Annotated in this window: 20 protein-coding genes; 14 read left to right on the top strand and 6 right to left on the bottom strand. The window is 40.7% G+C overall.

Features of this window, described 5'->3' with window-relative positions; all coding sequences use genetic code 11:
• Positions 1-7: 7 nt before the first annotated feature.
• From CFY87_RS05505 to lpcA, 9 genes are all read left to right on the top strand, one after another.
• The gene (locus CFY87_RS05505) at positions 8-646 is read left to right on the top strand and encodes a ubiquinone biosynthesis accessory factor UbiJ (RefSeq protein ID WP_094946249.1); all 639 of its coding nucleotides are present in this window, start codon (positions 8-10) and stop codon (positions 644-646) included.
• 6 nt (positions 647-652) lie between these two features.
• Entirely contained in the window at positions 653-2,290 is a 1,638-nt protein-coding gene (gene ubiB, locus CFY87_RS05500) for a ubiquinone biosynthesis regulatory protein kinase UbiB (protein WP_094946248.1), read from the top strand.
• A 108-nt stretch (positions 2,291-2,398) separates the two neighbouring features.
• Complete coding sequence (tatA, locus tag CFY87_RS05495) at positions 2,399-2,632, top strand: twin-arginine translocase TatA/TatE family subunit (RefSeq protein WP_094946247.1); 234 nt, start codon at positions 2,399-2,401, stop codon at positions 2,630-2,632.
• Between the two features lie 3 nt (positions 2,633-2,635).
• A complete protein-coding gene (tatB, locus tag CFY87_RS05490) occupies positions 2,636-3,292 on the top strand; it encodes a Sec-independent protein translocase protein TatB (protein WP_094946246.1) in 657 nt (218 codons plus the stop codon).
• Between the two features lie 15 nt (positions 3,293-3,307).
• Positions 3,308-4,084, top strand: a complete 777-nt coding sequence (tatC, locus tag CFY87_RS05485) for a twin-arginine translocase subunit TatC (protein ID WP_094946245.1) — start codon at positions 3,308-3,310, stop codon at positions 4,082-4,084.
• 54 nt (positions 4,085-4,138) lie between these two features.
• Positions 4,139-5,161 carry a porphobilinogen synthase gene (hemB, locus tag CFY87_RS05480; RefSeq protein ID WP_094946244.1) on the top strand — a complete coding sequence of 341 codons (1,023 nt, stop codon included), beginning with the start codon at positions 4,139-4,141 and terminating at the stop codon, positions 5,159-5,161.
• A gap of 66 nt (positions 5,162-5,227) precedes the next feature.
• Positions 5,228-5,398: a response regulator gene (locus CFY87_RS11685; protein WP_158216615.1), complete on the top strand. Its 171-nt coding sequence runs from the start codon at positions 5,228-5,230 to the stop codon at positions 5,396-5,398.
• Positions 5,399-5,535: 137 nt separating this feature from the next.
• Complete coding sequence (gene mfd / locus CFY87_RS05475) at positions 5,536-8,967, top strand: transcription-repair coupling factor (RefSeq protein ID WP_094946243.1); 3,432 nt, start codon at positions 5,536-5,538, stop codon at positions 8,965-8,967.
• 57 nt (positions 8,968-9,024) lie between these two features.
• Complete coding sequence (gene lpcA, locus CFY87_RS05470; RefSeq protein WP_094946242.1) at positions 9,025-9,609, top strand: D-sedoheptulose 7-phosphate isomerase; 585 nt, start codon at positions 9,025-9,027, stop codon at positions 9,607-9,609.
• Between the two features lie 101 nt (positions 9,610-9,710).
• Here the strand turns inward: lpcA and torD are convergent, their stop codons facing one another.
• From torD to torC, 3 genes are read right to left on the bottom strand one after another with little or no spacing between them, the layout of a single operon-like run.
• The gene (gene torD, locus CFY87_RS05465; RefSeq protein WP_094946241.1) at positions 9,711-10,298 is read right to left on the bottom strand and encodes a molecular chaperone TorD; all 588 of its coding nucleotides are present in this window, start codon (positions 10,296-10,298) and stop codon (positions 9,711-9,713) included.
• Positions 10,295-12,760 carry a trimethylamine-N-oxide reductase TorA gene (torA, locus tag CFY87_RS05460; RefSeq protein WP_094946240.1) on the bottom strand — a complete coding sequence of 822 codons (2,466 nt, stop codon included), beginning with the start codon at positions 12,758-12,760 and terminating at the stop codon, positions 10,295-10,297. Before torA ends, torD begins: the two co-directional genes overlap by 4 nt.
• 10 nt (positions 12,761-12,770) lie before the next feature.
• On the bottom strand, positions 12,771-13,955 hold the full coding sequence (torC, locus tag CFY87_RS05455; RefSeq protein ID WP_094946239.1) for a pentaheme c-type cytochrome TorC: 1,185 nt from the start codon (positions 13,953-13,955) through the stop codon (positions 12,771-12,773).
• Between the two features lie 505 nt (positions 13,956-14,460).
• Between torC and artP the strand changes: the two genes are divergently transcribed.
• The 5 genes from artP (at position 14,461) to CFY87_RS05430 (ending at position 19,353) form a co-directional block, all read left to right on the top strand.
• Positions 14,461-15,198 (top strand): arginine ABC transporter ATP-binding protein ArtP, encoded by a 738-nt coding sequence (artP, locus tag CFY87_RS05450; protein ID WP_094946238.1) that lies wholly within the window; start codon positions 14,461-14,463, stop codon positions 15,196-15,198.
• A 10-nt stretch (positions 15,199-15,208) separates the two neighbouring features.
• On the top strand, positions 15,209-15,931 hold the full coding sequence (locus CFY87_RS05445; RefSeq protein ID WP_094946237.1) for a transporter substrate-binding domain-containing protein: 723 nt from the start codon (positions 15,209-15,211) through the stop codon (positions 15,929-15,931).
• Between the two features lie 5 nt (positions 15,932-15,936).
• Positions 15,937-16,608: an arginine ABC transporter permease ArtQ gene (artQ, locus tag CFY87_RS05440; RefSeq protein ID WP_094946236.1), complete on the top strand. Its 672-nt coding sequence runs from the start codon at positions 15,937-15,939 to the stop codon at positions 16,606-16,608.
• Positions 16,608-17,291 carry an arginine ABC transporter permease ArtM gene (gene artM, locus CFY87_RS05435; RefSeq protein ID WP_094946235.1) on the top strand — a complete coding sequence of 228 codons (684 nt, stop codon included), beginning with the start codon at positions 16,608-16,610 and terminating at the stop codon, positions 17,289-17,291. Before artQ ends, artM begins: the two co-directional genes overlap by 1 nt.
• A 112-nt stretch (positions 17,292-17,403) precedes the next feature.
• Entirely contained in the window at positions 17,404-19,353 is a 1,950-nt protein-coding gene (locus tag CFY87_RS05430; RefSeq protein ID WP_094946234.1) for an LTA synthase family protein, read from the top strand.
• 72 nt (positions 19,354-19,425) lie between these two features.
• Here the strand turns inward: CFY87_RS05430 and CFY87_RS05425 are convergent, their stop codons facing one another.
• The 3 genes from CFY87_RS05425 to arsC all read right to left on the bottom strand — a co-directional run bounded on the left by CFY87_RS05425 (position 19,426) and on the right by arsC (position 20,436).
• Positions 19,426-19,722, bottom strand: coding sequence for a DUF5377 family protein (locus CFY87_RS05425; protein ID WP_094946233.1), 297 nt, complete (start codon positions 19,720-19,722; stop codon positions 19,426-19,428).
• A gap of 13 nt (positions 19,723-19,735) precedes the next feature.
• Positions 19,736-20,017 (bottom strand): alternative ribosome-rescue factor A, encoded by a 282-nt coding sequence (locus CFY87_RS05420; protein WP_094946232.1) that lies wholly within the window; start codon positions 20,015-20,017, stop codon positions 19,736-19,738.
• Positions 20,018-20,085: 68 nt separating this feature from the next.
• Positions 20,086-20,436, bottom strand: coding sequence for an arsenate reductase (glutaredoxin) (gene arsC, locus CFY87_RS05415; RefSeq protein WP_094946231.1), 351 nt, complete (start codon positions 20,434-20,436; stop codon positions 20,086-20,088).
• Positions 20,437-20,482: the final 46 nt, after the last annotated feature.

The following is a 20,482-nucleotide window of genomic DNA, read 5'->3' as shown; positions in this document are numbered from 1 at the left end:
AGGCGCTATGCTACCCCGTTTTGAGCAATTGAAAATGCAACTGATGCTGCCGCAGCTGTTACATGGCGGCTTGGAGACGATCATCAATTATCTCCTCCAAAAAACGCCGAACGCCGGTTTGTATTTGCGTAAACTGAACGGAAAAGTGCTGAAAGTGAATGCACAAAAATTTAATTTTCCGATTTATTTTATTTTTTCTTCCCAACGCATTGATCTTTTGCATCAATATGAAGGTGAGGCAGATTGCGCAGTGAGTGTGGCGTTATCCGTATTGCTCAATATGCCGAAAAAAGCACAATTAAGTCAATACATTAACGATCAATCGATTCTTATGCAAGGGGATTTGCAGGTATTACAAGATGTTGTCGCGATGATGGAGTTTGTGGAAAAAGATCCGGCGGAATTATTGTCGCGCTATATCGGCGATGTACCGGCGCATAGTGCGGTCAGTTTTTTGCAAAACTTTATCCGTACATTGAAGCAAAAATTAGGACAAAGCCAACAATATTGGGGGGAACGCTTGACGGAAGAGTGGCAAGTGGTTTCGCCGAGTTTAGCCGTTGTGGATTTTTGTGAACAAGTTAAAACGTTGGAAAAAGACACCGCACTTTTTGAGCAAAAATTAGCCAAGTTACAATTAAGTTAATTGATAATGAAATTAAAAGATTTTTCTCGTTTATATCATATTTTGCGTACTTTTTTGCATTATGGCATTGATGAAGTGTTGCCGCGAAATCGTTACACTCGTCCCATTCGTTGTTGGCGTAATTCGTTGTTTTGGCTAAGAAATCAACATTCCGATAAAATCTTTGGTATGCGTTTACGTTTGGCGTTGCAAGAATTAGGACCGGTTTGGATCAAATTAGGGCAAATGTTGTCCACTCGCCGAGATTTATTTCCGCCGGAAATTGCCGACGAACTGGCGCTATTGCAAGATCAAGTAGACGCCTTTGACGGAAAAATCGCACGTGCACAAATTGAGCTGGTATTAGGTGGGCCCTTGGAAAACTGGTTTAGTCATTTTGACGAACAAGCTCTCGCTTCCGCCTCCATTGCGCAGGTACATACCGCGACCTTTAATCAACAACAAGCCTTAGCGGGAAAAGAAGTGGTGATTAAAGTATTGCGTCCGGATATCCAACCGCAAATTGAAGCGGATTTGAGCTGGATGTATAAACTGGCAGGTTGGTTACCAAAATTATTTAAAGAAGGTTACCGTTTGCGTGCGGTTGAGGTAATTCGTGAATATGAAAAAACATTGCGTGATGAGTTAGATTTGCGTACGGAAATGGCGAATGCCATCCAATTGCGCAATAATTTTGCGCAAAGCCCGATGCTTTATATACCGGAAATGTACCCTGAATTTTGTCATCGCAATGTGATTGTGATGGAGCGTATTTACGGTATTCCGGTATCGGATATTGATGCCTTGCAACAAAATCGCACCAATATGAAGTTATTGGCGGAACGAGGTGTCCAAGTGTTTTTCACCCAGGTATTTCGTGACAGTTTTTTCCATGCGGATATGCACCCGGGCAATATTTTTGTTAATCCAAATCACCCGGAAGATCCCCAATATATCGGGATCGACTGTGGGATTGTGGGGCGGTTAAACGATAACGATAAACGCTATTTGGCAGAAAGTTTTGTCGCATTTTTCAATCGTGATTATCGACGTGTGGCGCAGATGCACGTGGATGCCGGCTGGACGCCGAAAGACACCAATATTGATGCGTTTGAGCAAGCCTTTCGCGAAGTGTGTGAACCGATTTTTGCTAAACCTTTGTCGGAAATATCTTTTGGACAAGTGTTGTTGAATTTATTTAATGTGGCGCGCGAATTTAATATGCAAGTACAGCCACAGTTAGTATTGTTGCAAAAAACCTTGCTGTATATTGAAGGCTTGGGGCGTCAATTATATCCGCAATTGGATTTATGGGATACCGCGAAACCGTTTTTGCAAGATTGGCTGAACCAACAAATGAGCGCCAACGCCTTGTTGAAAAAGATGAAACAAAAACTGCCTTATTGGTATGAGAATTTTCCTGATTTTCCGGAAACCGTACTTGAGGCGATGAAACAACAGAAATTAATTAACCGGCAATTGCGGGAAATTAACCAAAAATTAAGTGTACAGCAACGTTTCCACAAAAAAGCCTTTGCAGCATTGACCGGTGGGATTATTTTTATTGGTACCTTATGGCAATTTAACGTGTTGCCGCTTGGACTAAGTGCGGTGTTATTTTTGTGTAGTTTTGTGATTTGGTTGATTGGTTTTCTCTTGCCATAAGCAGAGCTTTTTTAAAATAATCTGATTTGGCTATTGTTCATCAAGATTAAAAAAGTTATATTGAGCGGCAATTTATTGTCTATTTCATTCTACCCTAGGAGATTTAAAATGGGAATCAGTTGGCAACAATTATTCATTTTTTTATTAGTTATTATCGTGATTTTCGGTACTAAAAAATTAAGAAATGTCGGCTCTGATTTAGGCGCGGCGGTGAAAGGATTCAAAAAAGCAATGAGCGAAGATGAGTCGAGTGCGACCAAAGATGCGGAATTCAAAAAAATTAAAGATGAAGCGGCACAAACCAATCAAAGTGATAAAGTGAAAGATAAAGAGCAGGCATAATTCGTGTTTGATATCGGCTTTTCAGAATTAGTTGTTCTATTTATTGTGGGCTTGATCGTACTTGGTCCGCAACGGTTGCCGGTGGCAATTCGCACTGTGATGGGTTGGGTGCGTACCATTCGAGGTTTGGCGGCGAATGTGCAAAACGAGCTAAGCCAAGAATTGAAATTGCAGGAATTGCAAGAAAGCATCAAAAAAGCGGAACACCTAAATTTACAACAGCTTTCGCCGGAATTAAATAAAACGGTGGAGGAGTTGCGTGAGTCTGCGCAAAAAATTAAAGCTGACTTAGAGAAAAAAGCAGCGGAAACCAATACCAGCTTTGAACAACAAGCAAAAGCGTTGAAAGCGGCAATTCAATCAAGTCATTCAACAGCGGCGGAAAACGCAGCAAAAGCCGTGGCGCCAAGCATTGAAGAGCGGTCGAAAGTGCAACAGGTTGAAGATCAAAGTACTGCAGCGACGGCGCCGGTTAAAATTCAGCCGGCGGAGCATCTTGCTGAAACTTCGTCAAAAACCACCGCACTTTCGCCGGAGGAACAAGCCGAACTTGCCGAACAAGCAGATCCGATTACGCTTAGCGCGACGCAATATTATCCCGAAGATGAAGCGTTAATGGAGTTATCTCCATCCAATAAGACCCCGTCAGAAAAATCATAACCTACGAGAAGATTTATGACTGTTGAAGAAACTCAACCGCTAATCACTCACTTACTCGAGTTACGCAACCGCTTGTTGCGTAGCGTCGTTTTTGTGTCTTTAGTATTTTTGGCGTTAGTTTATTTTTCTAACGATATTTATAACTTTGTTGCCTCGCCTTTATTGGAAGTTATGCCGGCGGGGGCGACCATGATCGCGACCAATATCGCTACCCCATTTTTTACGCCGATTAAATTGACTGCGGTGGTGGCTATTTTTATTTCTGTTCCATTTTTACTTTATCAAATCTGGGCGTTTGTGGCGCCGGCGTTGTATCAACATGAAAAACGCTTAGTTTATCCCTTACTATTTTCCAGTACCTTGCTCTTTTATTTGGGTGTGGCGTTTGCTTATTATGTGGTTTTCCCGTTGGTGTTCGCCTTTTTGACCAAAACGGCGCCGGAGGGCGTTGCTATTGCCACAGACATCAGCAGTTATTTGGATTTTGTGTTGGCAATTTTCCTGGCTTTCGGTGTGTGTTTTGAAGTGCCGGTGGCGATTATTTTGCTGTGTTGGTCCGGGGTGACGACGCCGGAAGATTTGAAGAAAAAACGTCCTTATATTATCGTTGCTGCGTTTTTTATCGGCATGTTGCTAACGCCGCCGGATGCGATTTCACAAACGTTACTCGCGGTGCCAATGTGTTTGTTATTTGAAGTTGGCGTTATTTGCGCCCGTTTCTATCGCTCGAAAGAGGATGAAGAAGATGATGCCGAGGAAGATGAACGCGCGGAAAACGTTAATGAGAAATAAACATCACAAAAGAAAGTAAAAAGGTAAATGCCTTTCATATTTGGAGAGAAGATTATGACAAAACAAATTTTTACCGGATTTCCGACTCGTCGTTTACGTCGTTTACGCAAACATGATTTTAGTCGTCGTTTAGTGGCGGAAAATAAGTTAACGGTGGATGATTTAATTTATCCGGTGTTTATTATTGAAGGTGAAAATTATCGTGAGCCGGTTCCGTCCATGCCGAGGGTTGAACGTTTAACCATTGATCAATTATTGATTGAAGCGGGATTATTGGTGAAATACGGTGTGCCGGTGATTGCGTTGTTCCCTGTGGTGGAACAAGATAAAAAATCATTGATGGCGGAAGAAGCCTATAATCCTAATGGCTTGGTGCAACGTGCGGTAAAAGCGCTGAAATCTCATTATCCGCAATTAGGAGTATTAACTGATGTGGCGTTAGATCCTTACACGCTGCATGGGCAAGACGGCATTATTGATGACGATAATTATGTGTTAAATGACATCACCATAGAAGTGTTGGTAAAACAAGCTTTGTCTCATGCACAAGCCGGTGCGGATATTGTGGCGCCAAGTGATATGATGGACGGTAGAATTGGCAAAATTCGCACCGCACTTGAAGAACAGGGATGGATTAATACGCAAATTATGGCGTATTCCGCTAAATATGCTTCTTGTTATTATGGACCGTTCCGCGATGCGATCGGCTCGGCGGCAAATTTGAAAGGCGGCGATAAGAAAACCTATCAAGTGGATCCCGCCAATAGCAACGAAGGCTTGCAAGAAGTGGCATTGGATTTGCAAGAGGGGGCGGATATGGTAATGATCAAACCGGGAATGCCTTATTTGGATATGGTGTATCGCGTGAAAGATTATTTTGGCGTGCCGACGTTTGCCTACCAAGTTTCCGGCGAGTACGCTATGTTGATGGCGGCAATTCAAAATGGCTGGCTAAAAGAAAAAGAGGCGATTATGGAAAGCTTGCTTTGCTTTAAGCGTGCCGGTGCGGATGGCATTTTGACCTACTTTGCTAAACAAGTGGCAGAGTGGATTTATTTCGAAAAGAAAGATCATTAATGTAGAAAATAAAGGGAAATTGGCGTATCAATTTCCCTTATTTTTTGGCTTAAAACGGGAAAAGACATGTCAAAAACGCCATTAGCGGTTGAAAATGAACATGCAATCCGAGAAATGGTTATTTGGTTTCTCTCACAACAAGGCTTTAAATATCACCTCCCTAAAGGACGAGGTTTAACGGCAAACTTTGGTAAAACACGCTTTAGAACAGTACAAAGCGCAGCGGTAAATCAGTAGCGAAGTGGGAAAAAAGTTGTTGTAGTTTTATTTTGCCACGCGAGTTATTGCACTCGTGCGCTTAATCGTTTAAAAAGCGCTGAATTTCCGTTAAACTAACACCTTATTTGTAAATTAAGTAAATTTTGACCGCACTTATGAAGTATTTTAATCTCGATATTCCCATTCAACCGCAAGATCATAAAATTATCGGCAACGTACTTGCCGGCGCTGATAGTCTTGCTATCGCCGAAATTGCTGAACAATATGCCGGCTTAACGGTAGTGGTGACGCCGGATACGAAAAGTGCGGTACGTTTAGAGCGAGTTTTAACGGAATTTACTTGTCTGCCGGTCACCTTTTTTCCCGATTGGGAAACTTTGCCTTATGATAATTTTTCGCCCCACCAAAATATTACGTCGGCACGCTTAAGTGCTTTATTTTATTTACAAAATGTCAAACAAGGCTTTTTGATTTTAGCCATTTCCACGCTGATGCAACGATTATGTCCGCCGGATTTTTTACAACAAAACGTTTTATTAATTAAAAAAGGCGATAATTTGCTGATTGATAAATTGCGTTTGCAATTGGAAAACGCCGGTTATCGCGCGGTGGAGCAAGTCTTGGAACATGGCGAATATGCAGTGCGCGGCGCCTTGTTGGATTTGTTTCCCATGGGAAGTGCAGTGCCTTTTCGCTTAGATTTTTTTGATGACGAAATCGACAGTATCCGTATTTTTGATGTAGATACGCAGCGCACACAAACGGAAATTGAGGCAATTAATTTACTGCCGGCACGCGAGTTTCCAACAGATAACAAGGGGATCGAATTTTTCCGCGCTCAATTTCGGGAGACATTCGGTGAAATCCGTCGCGATCCGGAACATATTTATCAACAGATTAGTAAAGGCACCTTCGCTGCAGGGATTGAGTATTGGCAACCTTTATTTTTCAATCAAATGGCAAGCTTGTTTTCTTATTTGCCGACACATACGCTATTTGTTGAATTGGAACAATTGCAAGAACAAGGCGCGCGTTTTTATCAAGATGCGCAGCAACGTTTTGAAAGCCGCCGCATTGATCCGATGCGCCCGCTATTGCCTCCGGATCAGTTGTGGTTGCCCCTAGAAGATGTCAACCGCCAACTCAAATATTACCCACGCTTGAGTTTAAAAACGGAAAAAGTGCGAACCTCTGTGCGGCAGAAAAATTTACCACTGCAAACCTTACCCCAACTGACTATTCAATCGCAACAAAAAGAACCGTTGCAATTGTTGCGACAATTTATCGAACAATTTTCCGGCAATCTTTTATTTTCCGTAGAAACGGAAGGACGGCGAGAAACCCTGTTGGATTTGCTGCGACCGTTAAAATTAAACCCGAAACAAGTAACCCATTTTTCGACAACAAAAGAGAAAATTAACTTACTTGTCAGTCGCTTAGATCGAGGTTTTATTCTCGAACAAGAGGTGCCTTTGGCGGTGATTTGTGAAACGGAATTATTGGGCGAGCGGGTGCAGCAACGGACACGCGATAAACGAAAATCCGTCAATCCGGATACCCTTATTCGCAATTTGGCCGAATTAAAAATTGGGCAACCGGTCGTACATTTGGAACACGGGGTGGGGCGCTATGGTGGTTTGGTCACCTTGGAAAATGCGGGAACGGCGGCAGAATATTTGCTATTAAATTATGCAAACCAAGCCAAATTATATGTGCCGGTGGCGTCCTTGCATTTGATCAGTCGTTATGTTGGCGGTTCGGATGAAACCGCACCATTGCATAAATTGGGCAGTGATGCTTGGATTAAAACACGACACAAAGCGGCGGAGAAAATCCGTGATGTAGCAGCAGAATTATTAGACATGTATGCTCAACGGGAAGCGAAAAAAGGGTTTGCGTTTCACTATGATCGCGACGAATTTCGCCAATTTTCCGCCACATTTCCATTTGAAGAAACCCAAGATCAAGAGATAGCGATTAATGCGGTAATTGCTGATATGTGCCGGCCGAAAGCCATGGATCGTTTGGTGTGTGGTGATGTGGGATTTGGCAAAACAGAAGTGGCAATGCGCGCGGCATTTTTAGCCGTAATGAACCATAAACAGGTGGCAGTGTTGGTGCCGACCACCTTATTAGCGCAACAACATTATGATAATTTTAAGGATCGGTTTGCTAATTTGCCAGTGAATGTAGAAGTCTTATCACGCTTTAAGACTGCCAAGGAGCAGAAACAAATTTTACAAAATTTGGCGGAAGGGAAAGTCGATATTTTGATCGGAACACATAAATTGATCCAATCCGATGTGAAATTTCATGATCTCGGTTTGCTGATCATTGATGAAGAACACCGTTTTGGCGTACGTCAAAAGGAAAAAATTAAACAATTGCGCGCCAATATTGATATTTTGACTCTCACCGCCACGCCGATTCCGCGCACCTTAAATATGGCTATGAACGGAATTCGCGATTTGTCGATTATTTCAACGCCACCGGCACGTCGCTTGAGTATCAAAACCTTTGTGCGCCAAGCAGACGATAATGTAGTGCGCGAGGCGATTTTGCGCGAAATTTTGCGCGGCGGACAGGTGTATTATTTGCATAATGATGTGGCGAGTATTGAAAATTGTGCAGAAAAATTGACCGCACTTATACCGGAAGCACGGATTACGATTGGGCATGGGCAAATGCGCGAACGTGAGTTGGAACGAGTGATGTCGGATTTTTATCATCAGCGTTTTAATGTATTGGTTTGTTCGACGATTATTGAAACCGGGATTGATGTGCCAACCGCCAATACGATTATTATTGAACGCGCCGATCATTTTGGGTTGGCGCAATTGCATCAATTACGCGGGCGCGTCGGTCGTTCACATCATCAAGCCTATGCTTATTTATTAACGCCACATCCAAAAGTGATGACTAAAGATGCATTGAAGCGCTTGGAAGCGTTGGAAAGCTTGGATAATTTGGGCGCCGGTTTTATGTTGGCGACTCATGATTTGGAAATTCGCGGCGCCGGTGAATTGTTGGGAGATGAGCAAAGCGGGCAAATTGAAAGTATCGGCTTTGCGTTGTATATGGAATTGTTGGAAAGTGCGGTCAATGCGTTAAAAGAGGGGCGCGAACCGTCTTTGGATGAATTGACGCAACAACAAGTGGAAATCGATTTGCGGCTGCCGGCATTATTACCGGAAGATTATTTAGGCGACGTGAATATGCGCTTGTCTTTTTATAAACGTATTGCCGGTGTGAGCCATAAACATCAATTGGATGAACTGAAAGTGGAACTTATTGATCGCTTTGGATTATTACCGGAAGCAGCAAAAAATTTAATGCGTATTGCAGAATTGCGTCTGGCGGCGAAAGTGTTAAAAATTACGAAAATTGATGCCACTTTACAAGGCGGATTTATTGAATTTGCGGCAAATGCGGATTCGGATCCAATGAAATTTATTACGTTAATTCAACAACAACCGGCTGTGTTTAAATTTGATGGTCCGACAAAATTCCGTTTTAATACACCGCTGAACGAGCATAAAGTGCGGTTGGAATTCATCGAGAATTTGCTAAAACAGTTACTGGAATAATGCATGTTAATCACGTAAAATCAGGACAGTATTTTACACAAAATAAAGGAGTCATTTATGTACTTAGCTCAAATCAAAGCTGAATTGGTAGAAGCACAAGATGTATTAAATAAATTTATTAATGATGAAAATAATATGAAATTAATTCAACAGGCAGCGCTGTTAATTTCTGATAGTTTTAAACAAGGCGGCAAAGTATTGTCTTGCGGGAATGGCGGTTCTCATTGTGATGCAATGCATTTTGCCGAAGAATTAACCGGTCGCTATCGGGAAAACCGCCCGGGTTATCCGGCGATTGCGATTTCTGATGTGAGTCATTTAAGTTGTGTGAGTAATGATTTTGGCTATGATTATGTGTTTTCTCGCTATGTAGAAGCGGTGGGGCAAAAAGGTGACGTGCTATTTGGTTTATCCACTTCAGGGAATTCAAAAAATGTGTTGAATGCTATTCAAGCAGCAAAAGAAAAAGGCATGAAAGTCATTGCTATGACCGGTAAAGACGGGGGCAAAATGGCAGGATTAGCGGATGTAGAAATTCGTGTACCACATTTTCGTTACGCTGATCGCATTCAGGAAATTCATATTAAAGTCATCCATATTTTGATGATGTTGATTGAATTTGAAATGGCAAAAGCGGCTTAATTGTCAGGAAAAATCAAACCGACTTTAAATTCAAGTTAAAGTCGGTTCAAATTCGACATATCACCAAATGAAAGATGGGTGAATCATTGTGACGGGATCATCTAGCCTATTCGTTTTGTCAACAATGTAATTAGTAACATAATGACATATTGGTAAAAACGGGTCTGAGTGTGAATTGAACATGCTTTATGATAGAACGGTTTTAACCATGACAAAAAGTAGGCGTTAATAAAATGGACAACTTGAGCATTATCATTGTTTTTTTCTAAATGTATCAAGATTTCAAGATATACTGCTAAATGATCACTCGGTTCTTTGGTCACTTTATTGATAGCAAGTTGTAAGGTCGATAATAATTTGTCTAAAAAAGCTAAATGCTCGGTTAAGACATCTTTTTCTAAATAAGCCGAGGCGTAAGGAAGTGCGCTGGCAGTCAAATCTAACAGAAAAAGTTGGGAAAAATCAGCAGCTAATTCTAAATGTGAAAATGGAATTTTGCGTAATTTCATCAGTTCATTACGGATTAACTGCGTTTCCTCCACCATACCTTCTGCAGATAGAAAATCAAACAGTGGGGAAAATTCGCCTTGCTGATATTGTATTAATTGTTCTTCCGTCAATTCATGACTTAAAAGATTTTTAAGCCATGAATAGATGAAAGCTTTTTCTTCGTAGGATAATGCTATCATAATTCAATTTCAATTGGTCCGTTAAAACCGGTAGGTTGTGGTGCATCGCCTTGATATTTTTCAATATTAACTAAACAGGTATTAGAAGATACAGCTTGAGCTAAACGGGATGTGCCGATGTCGAGCGTCATCGTATTTGGATCACCATAAGTATCAATAGCACCGATTTTTTCATCCAACGGAGAGTACCAAGCACCTTCTTGTAAACGCAGTACACCTACAGACATATTATCTGAAATATGCGCACCGGCGATTGCTTGTCCGCGATCGTTATATACACGAACAAGATCGCCATGTTGAATGCCTCGTTTTTTTGCATCTTCAGGGTTGATAAATAGCGGTTCCCGTCCTTGTATCGTATACGTATTGCGTAATTCTTCGGATTCACACAACTGTGAATGTAAACGTTTATCCGGATGAACCGATTGAAGCCAAAAGTCAAATTTATCTGACTGCGGACCTCCGTGAGAACGCTCTGTTTTTTCAAACCACATCGGGTGTCCTTTGCAGTCGGCATAACCGTAACCGGCTATTTTATTGCTAAAGATTTCAATAAATCCTGACGGCGTTCCTAAGGCATGTAATTCCGGATCTTCGCGGAAGTCAGCATGACGCACCCAAGGTTTTCCTTGTGGAAATAATATATAACCTTGTTGCCAGAATTGATCAAACGGAGGCATATCAAATTTTCCTTGGTTTTCTTTGCGACAATCTTCGTAAAGTTTCTCAACCCAATCCATTTCATCCATATTGCGACAGTATTCTTTTTCCTTACCAAACCGTCGACAAAGCTCTCGGAAAATTTCAAAATCCGAACGAGATTGATATAACGGATCAACCAGTTTTTGCATAGCAATAATGCCGCGATTGCTGTATGAACCATAAGAATCAATATCATTTCTCTCAAACGGTGTACAGGCGGGAAGTACAATATCGGAGAAACGACAGGTTGCAGTCCAACTATAGTTAATTGATACAATAGTCTCCAATTGTTGGAAAGCACGTTTCATTTTATTGCGTTCTGAATGACGGTGCCATTGGTTACAGCCGGTAAAAATCGCCATTTTATAAGGCGCATATACAATTTTTTGACCATTGTAATCAATGGTTTTTCCCGCAAAAAGTAGGGAGTCGGAAGCCCTTGCAACAGGAATTGCGGCGCTGTATCCCTTATAATCTGTATTATCATACTTTGGTTGTTGCCCTTCATCTATATTGAGAGGAAAAGATCCCGGCATTGCTGCACCGGACTCGGGAATGCCAATGGAACTGTAATGATGTGCATAGCTTATTCCTCCGCCGGGCAGACCAATTTGCCCTAACATTGCTGCGAGTACCGCCCCCATCCAGTATGGTTGTTCACCATGTTGTTGACGTTGAATTGCCCAACCAAAAATGAGTTGGGTACGTTTTGCTACTAACATACGAGCAAATTGGCGAATATCTTCTGCCGGAATGGCGCAAATTTCCTCTGCCCATTCCGGAGTTTTTGCGACTTTATCTTCGCTTTCGCCCAATAAATAGGGTAGAAATTTCTCAAATCCAATAGTATACATGTCAATAAATTGCTTATCATACAAATTCTCAATATATAAAGTATAAGCAAGAGCTAACATGAATGCTACGTCAGTTTGCGGATTAACATATTGGTGGGTACAGGCTAAATAATTTTGTGTTTTACTTTTTACCGGATCGACACAAATGACATTAATGCTTCCCTCTGCAACCTTTTGTTTCAATTTTTCTAAATAAACATAAGCTTCGTGAGTCTCACAATTCCAACCAACTTGTAAATTTTTCACCGGATCGCTTGCCCAAAAGATAATATTTTTACTTTCTTGCAAGATGATTTCCCAAGAAGTACCTTGCGAATAAACTTCGGTCGAACCCAGTACGTAAGGCAAAATAGTTTGTCCTGCACCGGTTGAATAATCCCCCATTGTGCCGACACTGTGTCCGTGCATTCCAATTGCTCTAAGCATATGGTTACCGCAACTGTGAAATTGACCGGTTGAACGCCAACCAACATTACCGGTATGCAAAGCCCATGGACCGTAGTTTTGTTGAATACGTTCAAGCTCCTCATAAAATAAATCAAGAGCTTCATCCCAAGTTACACGTACAAAGCGATTATCACCGCGTTGCGTTACATCGCTATTTTGGCGTTTTTTTAGCCAATCTAATCTTACCATCGGGTAACGAATTCTTGATTTACTGTAAATCAGTCCCTTAATCCCTTTAATCATTTCAGTAGGATACTTATCGTACTCAAATGGTTGTATGTCACTGACTTTTCCATTTACCACTTTTGCACGAATTGCCCCCCAATGAGAACCGCTTATTTTCCATTCAGACATTTTTGTATTCTCAACGGCATTTTTTGCGATAAGAAAGTTTGGCATGGTAAAAGTCGCTGCCATTGCAGACATATTTTTTAAAAACTGACGACGAGATTGTTCCATTGTATATTCCTTATTTATTCTCACTAGGCATATTTTCAGCATGTGAATTAAAATCTGAAGAATGCATTTGTAAATAACGCAGCACTTCATTGGCGGTTCCTTTGTTCATATTAGTAAACCCGACCATTCCTTTAAATAAACCAATCCAAGTATTAGAATCAAAGTGGGTAACTTCCGGCTGCCTGTGACAAGTACTACATTGTGTTTTATAACTATTTTCAGCGTCTTCCCAAACTGCACTAATATTTTCAATCAGATTTGATTTTGCAATCCATGCTTGCATTTTTACATTCTGCCAAGTTAATCCGGTAATTGGATCATCTTTACTTTCTATTACTTCAAACTGAGGAGTTGATGACATAAACGCCTTACTTAATATTGCATCGGTAATATTCTTGCCGAAATCATTGTACCAAATACGTCCAAATCCTTTTGCTTTACGCCACATTTTCAGTTCTATTAAATCAGCTTTCTCACCGGCTTTCACAAAAGTAACTGGAACAGCTGTTTCCAAATTCCCGATATTTTGTGTCATTGCTTCATCAGCGAACAGCTCAACTTTACTTTTCGTATAATAGTTTTTCGCAGGAGTTAAGGAATTTACTACCAAATGTTCAAATTTAGATGGTGTTCCCATATCAGTATTTTTTGTTGCTTTTGGCAGATGGTGCGCAATACCTTTATGACAATCAATACAACTTTGGTCTCTTTCTGCAGCAGGTTTCATCGCATTACGTGCCGACGCTGACATTTTTGTAAAATCCATTCGTTGATAGTTATGGCAGGTTTTACACTCTTTAGAACCATTCGCCGACATTCTTGCCCATTCCCGCTCCGCCATTTCCAAACGATGCTTGTCAAATTCTCCTTCGCCGGCAAATTTGCCGGTCATTTCGGCGTAAACTTCTTTTAATGCTTGTACTTTGCGAATATATTTGTTTAATTTGTCATGCGGCAAGTGGCAATCCGCACAAGTTGCTGTTACCCCTTTGGCATTGGACCAGTGCACGGTCTGTTTTAATTCTTGTTGCGGTTGCTGCATAGAATGACAACTGACACAAAACTCCTCTTGACTGGTATATTCAAGACCATCATTAAATAACTGCCAACCGGCTGCTCCCACAATTGCCGCTAACAGCAAAGCGGCAAATTTTTTAGTAAAAAAGATGCGTTTTATTGTTTGGATTATTTTCATCAAAATCCCTCAAATACGATAAAAATCTCTCAATTATTAACCTGTTGAAATACTAAACTATAGCTAAACAACTTATTTAAGGTTTTTATTATACAAAAATAAATAATTAGAACATTGTCTTAGATCAATCATTAACTAAAATACCCGTAGAAAATTAAACCTAATCTACGCACAAATTTTTGGTAGCGATGATGAAAAGCAATACGAGAAAACGTTTACTTGAGGATGCAGTTGATCGTGCGATTCGATTTAGAAAAGGAAATCAAATCGCGCTATACATATAGCAATTCTTATTATTTTAATATATGACAACCAAGTCACATAGCGTGTTGGGAGTCATATCCAAATGATAATTGGCACGGGTTATGGAAGAAAGAAAATCTGTTTTCATTAATATAAAATTATTTAGCAAATATTAAATTTTTATGTGCTACTATTGCATAAGTATGCAAAAAATAATACTATACCCACAATTCGATAAAAGCAGAGATCTCTTTATTACAAAATGACAATTAGTGTTAAAAATTTAAACTTCTTTTATGGTTCGTCTCAAGCCTTATTTGATATTAATTTAAGTGCGGAAGATGGCGATACCTTAGTGTTACTCGGTCCGAGCGGTGCGGGGAAAAGTACCCTTATTCGTACGTTAAATTTACTGGAAGTACCGACATCCGGCGAGTTGATGATTGCTAACAATCAATTTGATTTATCCGTTGCGATAGCCAATCCGAAGAAAATGCGTCAGTTGCGCCAAGATGTTGGTATGGTCTTTCAACAATATCATTTATGGCCACACTTAACCGTGATTGAGAATTTGATTGAAGCGCCTATTAAAGTATTGAATTTGGATAAAGAGCAAGCCAAGGCACAGGCAATGGAATTACTTTCTCGTTTGCGTTTGGAAGAGTTCGCCGAGCGTTTTCCGTTGCATTTATCCGGGGGGCAGCAACAACGTGTGGCGATTGCACGGGCTTTGATGATGAAACCGCAAGTGTTGTTGTTTGATGAACCGACAGCCGCATTGGATCCTGAAATTACCGCGCAAATTATCTCAATTATTCAGGAATTACAAGAAACCGGAATTACTCAAGTGATTGTAACCCATGAGGTTGCAATGGCGAGAAAAGTTGCTACCAAAGTTGTCTATATGGAGCAAGGGCATATTGTGGAAATGGGCGATACAAGTTGTTTTGAACATCCACAAACAGAACAATTTAAACAATATCTATCTCACTCTTATTAAGGAATTTATTATGAAAAAACTTCTTTTAGCGACCCTTTTAGCAGGATCAGCCATTGCCACGAGCGCACAAGATATCACCTTTGCCATGGAGCCGAGCTATCCTCCGTTTGAAATGACCAATACGCAAGGCGAAATTATTGGTTTTGATGTGGATATCGCAACTGCAATTTGTAAAGAAATTCAAGCGAATTGTTCTTTCACAGCGAAAGCTTTTGATGCGTTAATCCCATCTTTAATCAAAGGTCGTGGATTTGATGCGGCAATTTCCGCTATCGATATTACCGAAGCGCGTGCCAAACAAGTCGCGTTTAGTGATTCTTACTATGAAAGTTCCGCCAGTTTTGTTGGGGTGAAAGATAAAGCGGATTTAGCGAGTGCGAAAAATATCGGTGTGCAAATCGGTACCACTTATGAACAATATGCGACCAAAGAAGCGACCCAATATACTTCCAGCTCTTACCAAAGTTTACAAGATGCGATCAAAGACTTAAAAGGTGGACGTATCCAATTGATCTTTGGTGATACAGATGTGTTAAGAGATATGATTAACAAAAATCCTGAGTTAGCTTTCGTGGGTGAGCGTGTGACTGACAAACGCTATTTTAATAATGGATTGGGTATTGCAGTAAACAAATCAAATACTGCCTTGTTAGACAGTTTAAATAAAGGTTTGGCAGCAATTAAAGCCAATGGTGAATACCAAAAAATTTATGATAAATGGATGACTAAATAATCTTTATGTTTTTTGATTATCTTCCTTTAATGTACACCGCAACCCTAATGACCTTAGGGTTAGCGGTTTGTTCGTTATTATTAGGGCTGGTGCTTTCCATCCTTTTTGTCGTGTTGGAAACCAACAAATGGCAATGTGTGCGCAAACCAACTTCGGTTATCATCACGTTATTACGCGGCCTTCCGGAAATTTTAGTGGTATTTTTAATTTACTTCGGTGTGCCTGAAATTTTGCAACTGATTACCGGAAAATATATTGAACTGGGTCCATTTATTTGCGGTGTAGTAGCATTGTCCATTATTTTTGCAGCTTACGCCTCGCAGTCTTTGCGTGGTGCAATTCAAGCGATTCCCTTAGGACAATGGGAATCCGGCGCCGCGTTAGGATTAAGTCGTGCCTATACTTTTGTCAATATTGTGATGCCGCAAGTATGGCGTCATGCCTTGCCGGGGTTAAGCAATCAATGGCTGGTGTTATTAAAAGATACTGCATTAGTTTCCTTAATCGGTGTACACGATATTATGCGCCAAGCGCAATTAATTAATACCAATACCCAAGAGCCGTTCACTTGGTACGGTTTTTCCGCCTTGATTTATTTAATGATCACGTTAATCAGCCAATATTTTATCGGTAAATTGGAGTGGCGTTTTACCCGCTTTGAAAGAGGGGGAAAATAATGTTTAAAGACTATTTTATGACTATCGCACAAGGCATTCCGGCGAGTTTGATGTTGACGGTCGTCTCGTTGGTGATCGCCTTTGTCCTAGCGGTTGGATTGACTTTTTTATTGTCCATGAATAATAAAGCGATAAGTCGTCTGATTAATCTGTATTTAACCGTCTTTACCGGAACGCCGCTGCTTATTCAGTTTTTCCTGATTTATTTCGGACCTGCCCAGTTTACTTGGATTACGGAAGGTCCCTTATGGTCATTGCTGTCCAGTGCTTGGTTTTGCGCGATTTTAGCGCTGGCGTTAAACAGTGCGGCGTATTCGACGCAGCTTTTTTATGGCGCCGTGAAAGCCATTTCCAAAGGACAATGGGAAAGTTGTGCCGCCTTAGGATTAACGCGTTGGCAGACCTTAAAAATTTTGGTTCCTTTCGCCTTAAAACGTGCGTTACCATCTTACAGTAACGAAATTATTTTAGTATTTAAAGGCACCTCATTGGCATCAACAATCACTATTTTGGATATTATGGGGTATGCCAGACGTTTATACGGAACGGAATATGATGCGTTGACCATTTATGGGATTGCCGGTCTGATTTATCTGATCATCACCGGAATTACCACGCTACTTTTACGCAAATTGGAACACCGCGTGCTGGTGTTTGAACGCTTAGAAGTAGAAAAAGCATAAAAGTGCGGTCAAAAAAAGTGGATTTTAGTGTAAACCGGAATCCATTTTTTTCACCTAGATGAACTTATTACAAGATGGCTCGTCTAATTTGTTATTTACAAGGAATTTTTGAATGTCTTCCATGAGATCCTTCCTCGGCTCGATGTATCCAATCATTATTTTTTTCATACTGAATTTAATCATTCTCTCGCTTAGCCGAATCGGTTTAGGGTTATGGCAAAGCAAGCGGGTGAATGCGGTTGACGGTTGGGGACAGCTATTGCTGCAAGGGGTACGAATTGACGTATCCAGCTTGTGTTGGCTGTTTTCCGTGCCGATTGTGGCGGCATTTTTTCTTACCGGTCATCATGCGGTCGGCAATGTCGCGTTAGTGTTTATCCGCTTATGGTTAACGATCGCGAGTATCTTCATTATTTTTATGGAAATTGCTACTCCGGCATTTATCGAAACCTATGATTTCCGTCCGAATATTTTATTTGTGGAATATTTGGTTAATCCAAAAGAAGTCTTTACCATGTTGGCGAACGGGCATCTGTTCGCGTTAGTGGCAACGCCGATTTTAACTGTTTTATTCGCGACTTTCTTTTGGAAAGTCTCCGGCAGAGTGACACAAGATTTGGTGTATCCGAAATGGTATTGGCGTCCCGTCTTTTTTGTTATTGTCGGACTTTTAACCTTTATCGGTGGACGTTCAACTTTTCAACACCGCGGTATCAACCCCGCTATGGTGGCATTTTCTTCCGATCCTTTAGTAAATTCGTTGGTATTAAACTCAGGGTATTCGGTGATTTTTGCTGTACAACAAATGAAAGATGAAGAAAATTCATCAGAGATCTATGGCCGAATGGAATTGGCAGAGGTTGTCAATACTTTGAAACAAGCGCGTGGACGTGCAGAAACGGATTATATTTCGACCGCACTTCCAACCTTGACCTATAACCAAGCCACCTATCAAGGAAAACCAAAAAATTTAGTCATTATTTTGGAAGAAAGTTTAGGTGCGCAATTTATCGGCACATTAGGCGGTAAACCGCTTTCGCCGAATTTTGATGAATTAGCCAAAGAAGGCTGGTTATTTGAAAATCTCTACGCCACCGGTACCCGTTCCGTACGCGGTATTGAAGCGGTGATCTCCGGATTTACGCCAACGCCGGCGCGTGCGGTGGTTAAACTTTCCGGCAGCCAGCACGGATTTTTCTCCATTGCTGAATTTTTGGGTAAACAAGGTTACCACACCTCATTTATCTATGGCGGCGAAAAACATTTCGATAATATGGCAAATTTCTTCTATGGTAACGGATTTCAACAAATTATCGATCAGACTGATTATAAAAATCCAAAATTTGTGGCAACGTGGGGCGTAAGCGACGAAGATTTATTTGATAAAGCGGATGAAACTTTTAAACAATTACACCAACAAGGTAAACCGTTTTTCAGCCTCGTTTTTACTTCAAGCAACCACGATCCGTTTGAGTTTCCGGATGGCAAAATTGAGTTATACGACCAACCGAAACAAACTCGCGACAATGCGGCAAAATATGCCGATTATGCCTTGGGGCATTTCTTTAAATTGGCAAAACAGGCGGATTATTGGAAAGATACGGTTTTTTTAGTGATCGCCGATCATGATTCCCGCGTATACGGTAGCAGTTTGGTGCCGGTGAAACATTTCCATATTCCGGCATTAATTTTAGGCGAAGGAATCGACACCAAACGTGATGCTCGTTTGGTAAGCCAAATTGATATGCCGACCACGTTATTATCATTGGTCGGTGCGAGTGGCAATTATCCAATGTTAGGCTATGATTTAACCAAAGCAGAAGATCCGAATCGTGCGTTAATTCAATTTGATAAAACCTTTGCTTATATGCGCGGCGATCGTGTAGCGATTTTGCAACAATCCCAAGAGGCCAAAGGCTATACTTATCACCCGCAAAGCGGCGAACTTATTCCGACGGATATTCCGGCAGAAATGAAAAAACAAGCGCTGGCTTATGCTTTATGGGGCAGTTATGCCTATAAACAAAAATTGCATAAAATGGATGAAAAAGAAAGCGATTAGTTGATTTAATGAAAAAGTGCGATTGAAAAATTATAAATTTTTAATCGCACTTTTATTTTGATGAGCGTTTTGTTATTCCGCTTTTTCGCCGAGTTGTCCGATTTTTACGCCGAGTAAGCCGAGTGAAACCGCGTCTAAATAATCGCTTAAGAATTTAAATAACTCGTTTAATTCCGTGAAAGTGCGGTCAATTTTTACTTGATCTTCTACTTTACGAATAAATTCGTAGCTGATGTTATCATTGGCAATGTGCGCCACTAAGGTGATATACACTTTTTCAAAAAAATGGCTGTTTGCCCCTTCTTCACCCGGATCGCTTATCCGCACATTCCACTCATGATTAAATAAAATTTCGGTTTTAACTGACATAGTATTACCTCGTTTAGTCTGTTTGCATTTTGTTTATTAAGAAAAACCCGATTATTAAATTTCTGAAATCAAAAATCTGATAATCGGGCTTTTCAACATATTTTATGACATGTTTGGCTTTTCTTTGGTAGCTGCCTTTGCCTTTCCGTTTTTTCTCAATGCGTTGACGAAATAAACGATCGTGTAATAATGCATGCAATGCATTATCTTTAATAACGCCGCGCTGATGTTGATATACCGTTTGTGTTTGTATATCAAGTAGTTGCGACGAGGATTGACGATTTTTCTTAGTCATAATGTCCTCTCTTTGAATGAAAATAAATAATAACGCTCGCGTTGAGCGGGCGTTATTATAGATGAAATTTATAGAATCGCTAAAACATTTTCCGGCGGACGTCCAATTTTTGCTTTGTCGCCATTCACTACAATCGGGCGCTCTAATAGAGCAGAATGATCGGAAATGGCTTGTAATAACTGTTGTTGCGTAATATTGGGATCATCTAAGTGCAGCGAACGGTAAAGTTCATCTTTGGTTCGCATCATGTGGCGAATGTCGTCAATTTGTAATTTTTGTGCCAAGGATTGCAAATGCTCTACGGAATACTGTTTTTGCAAATACAATTCAATTTCGGGTTGAATATGTTGTTGTTCCAGTAAGGCAAGCGTTTCTCGGCTTTTAGAACAACGGGGGTTGTGATAGATCGTAATGCTCATAGAAAAATTCCTTTGCTGATATAAATTTTGTTCATTTTACCTTATA

Origin of the sequence: Actinobacillus seminis (assembly GCF_002263215.1) — a bacterium.
GTDB lineage: Bacteria > Pseudomonadota > Gammaproteobacteria > Enterobacterales > Pasteurellaceae > Actinobacillus_B > Actinobacillus_B seminis.
The sequence above is the reverse complement of the archived record's forward strand: the minus strand, read 5'-3'. Positions and strand labels throughout refer to the sequence as shown.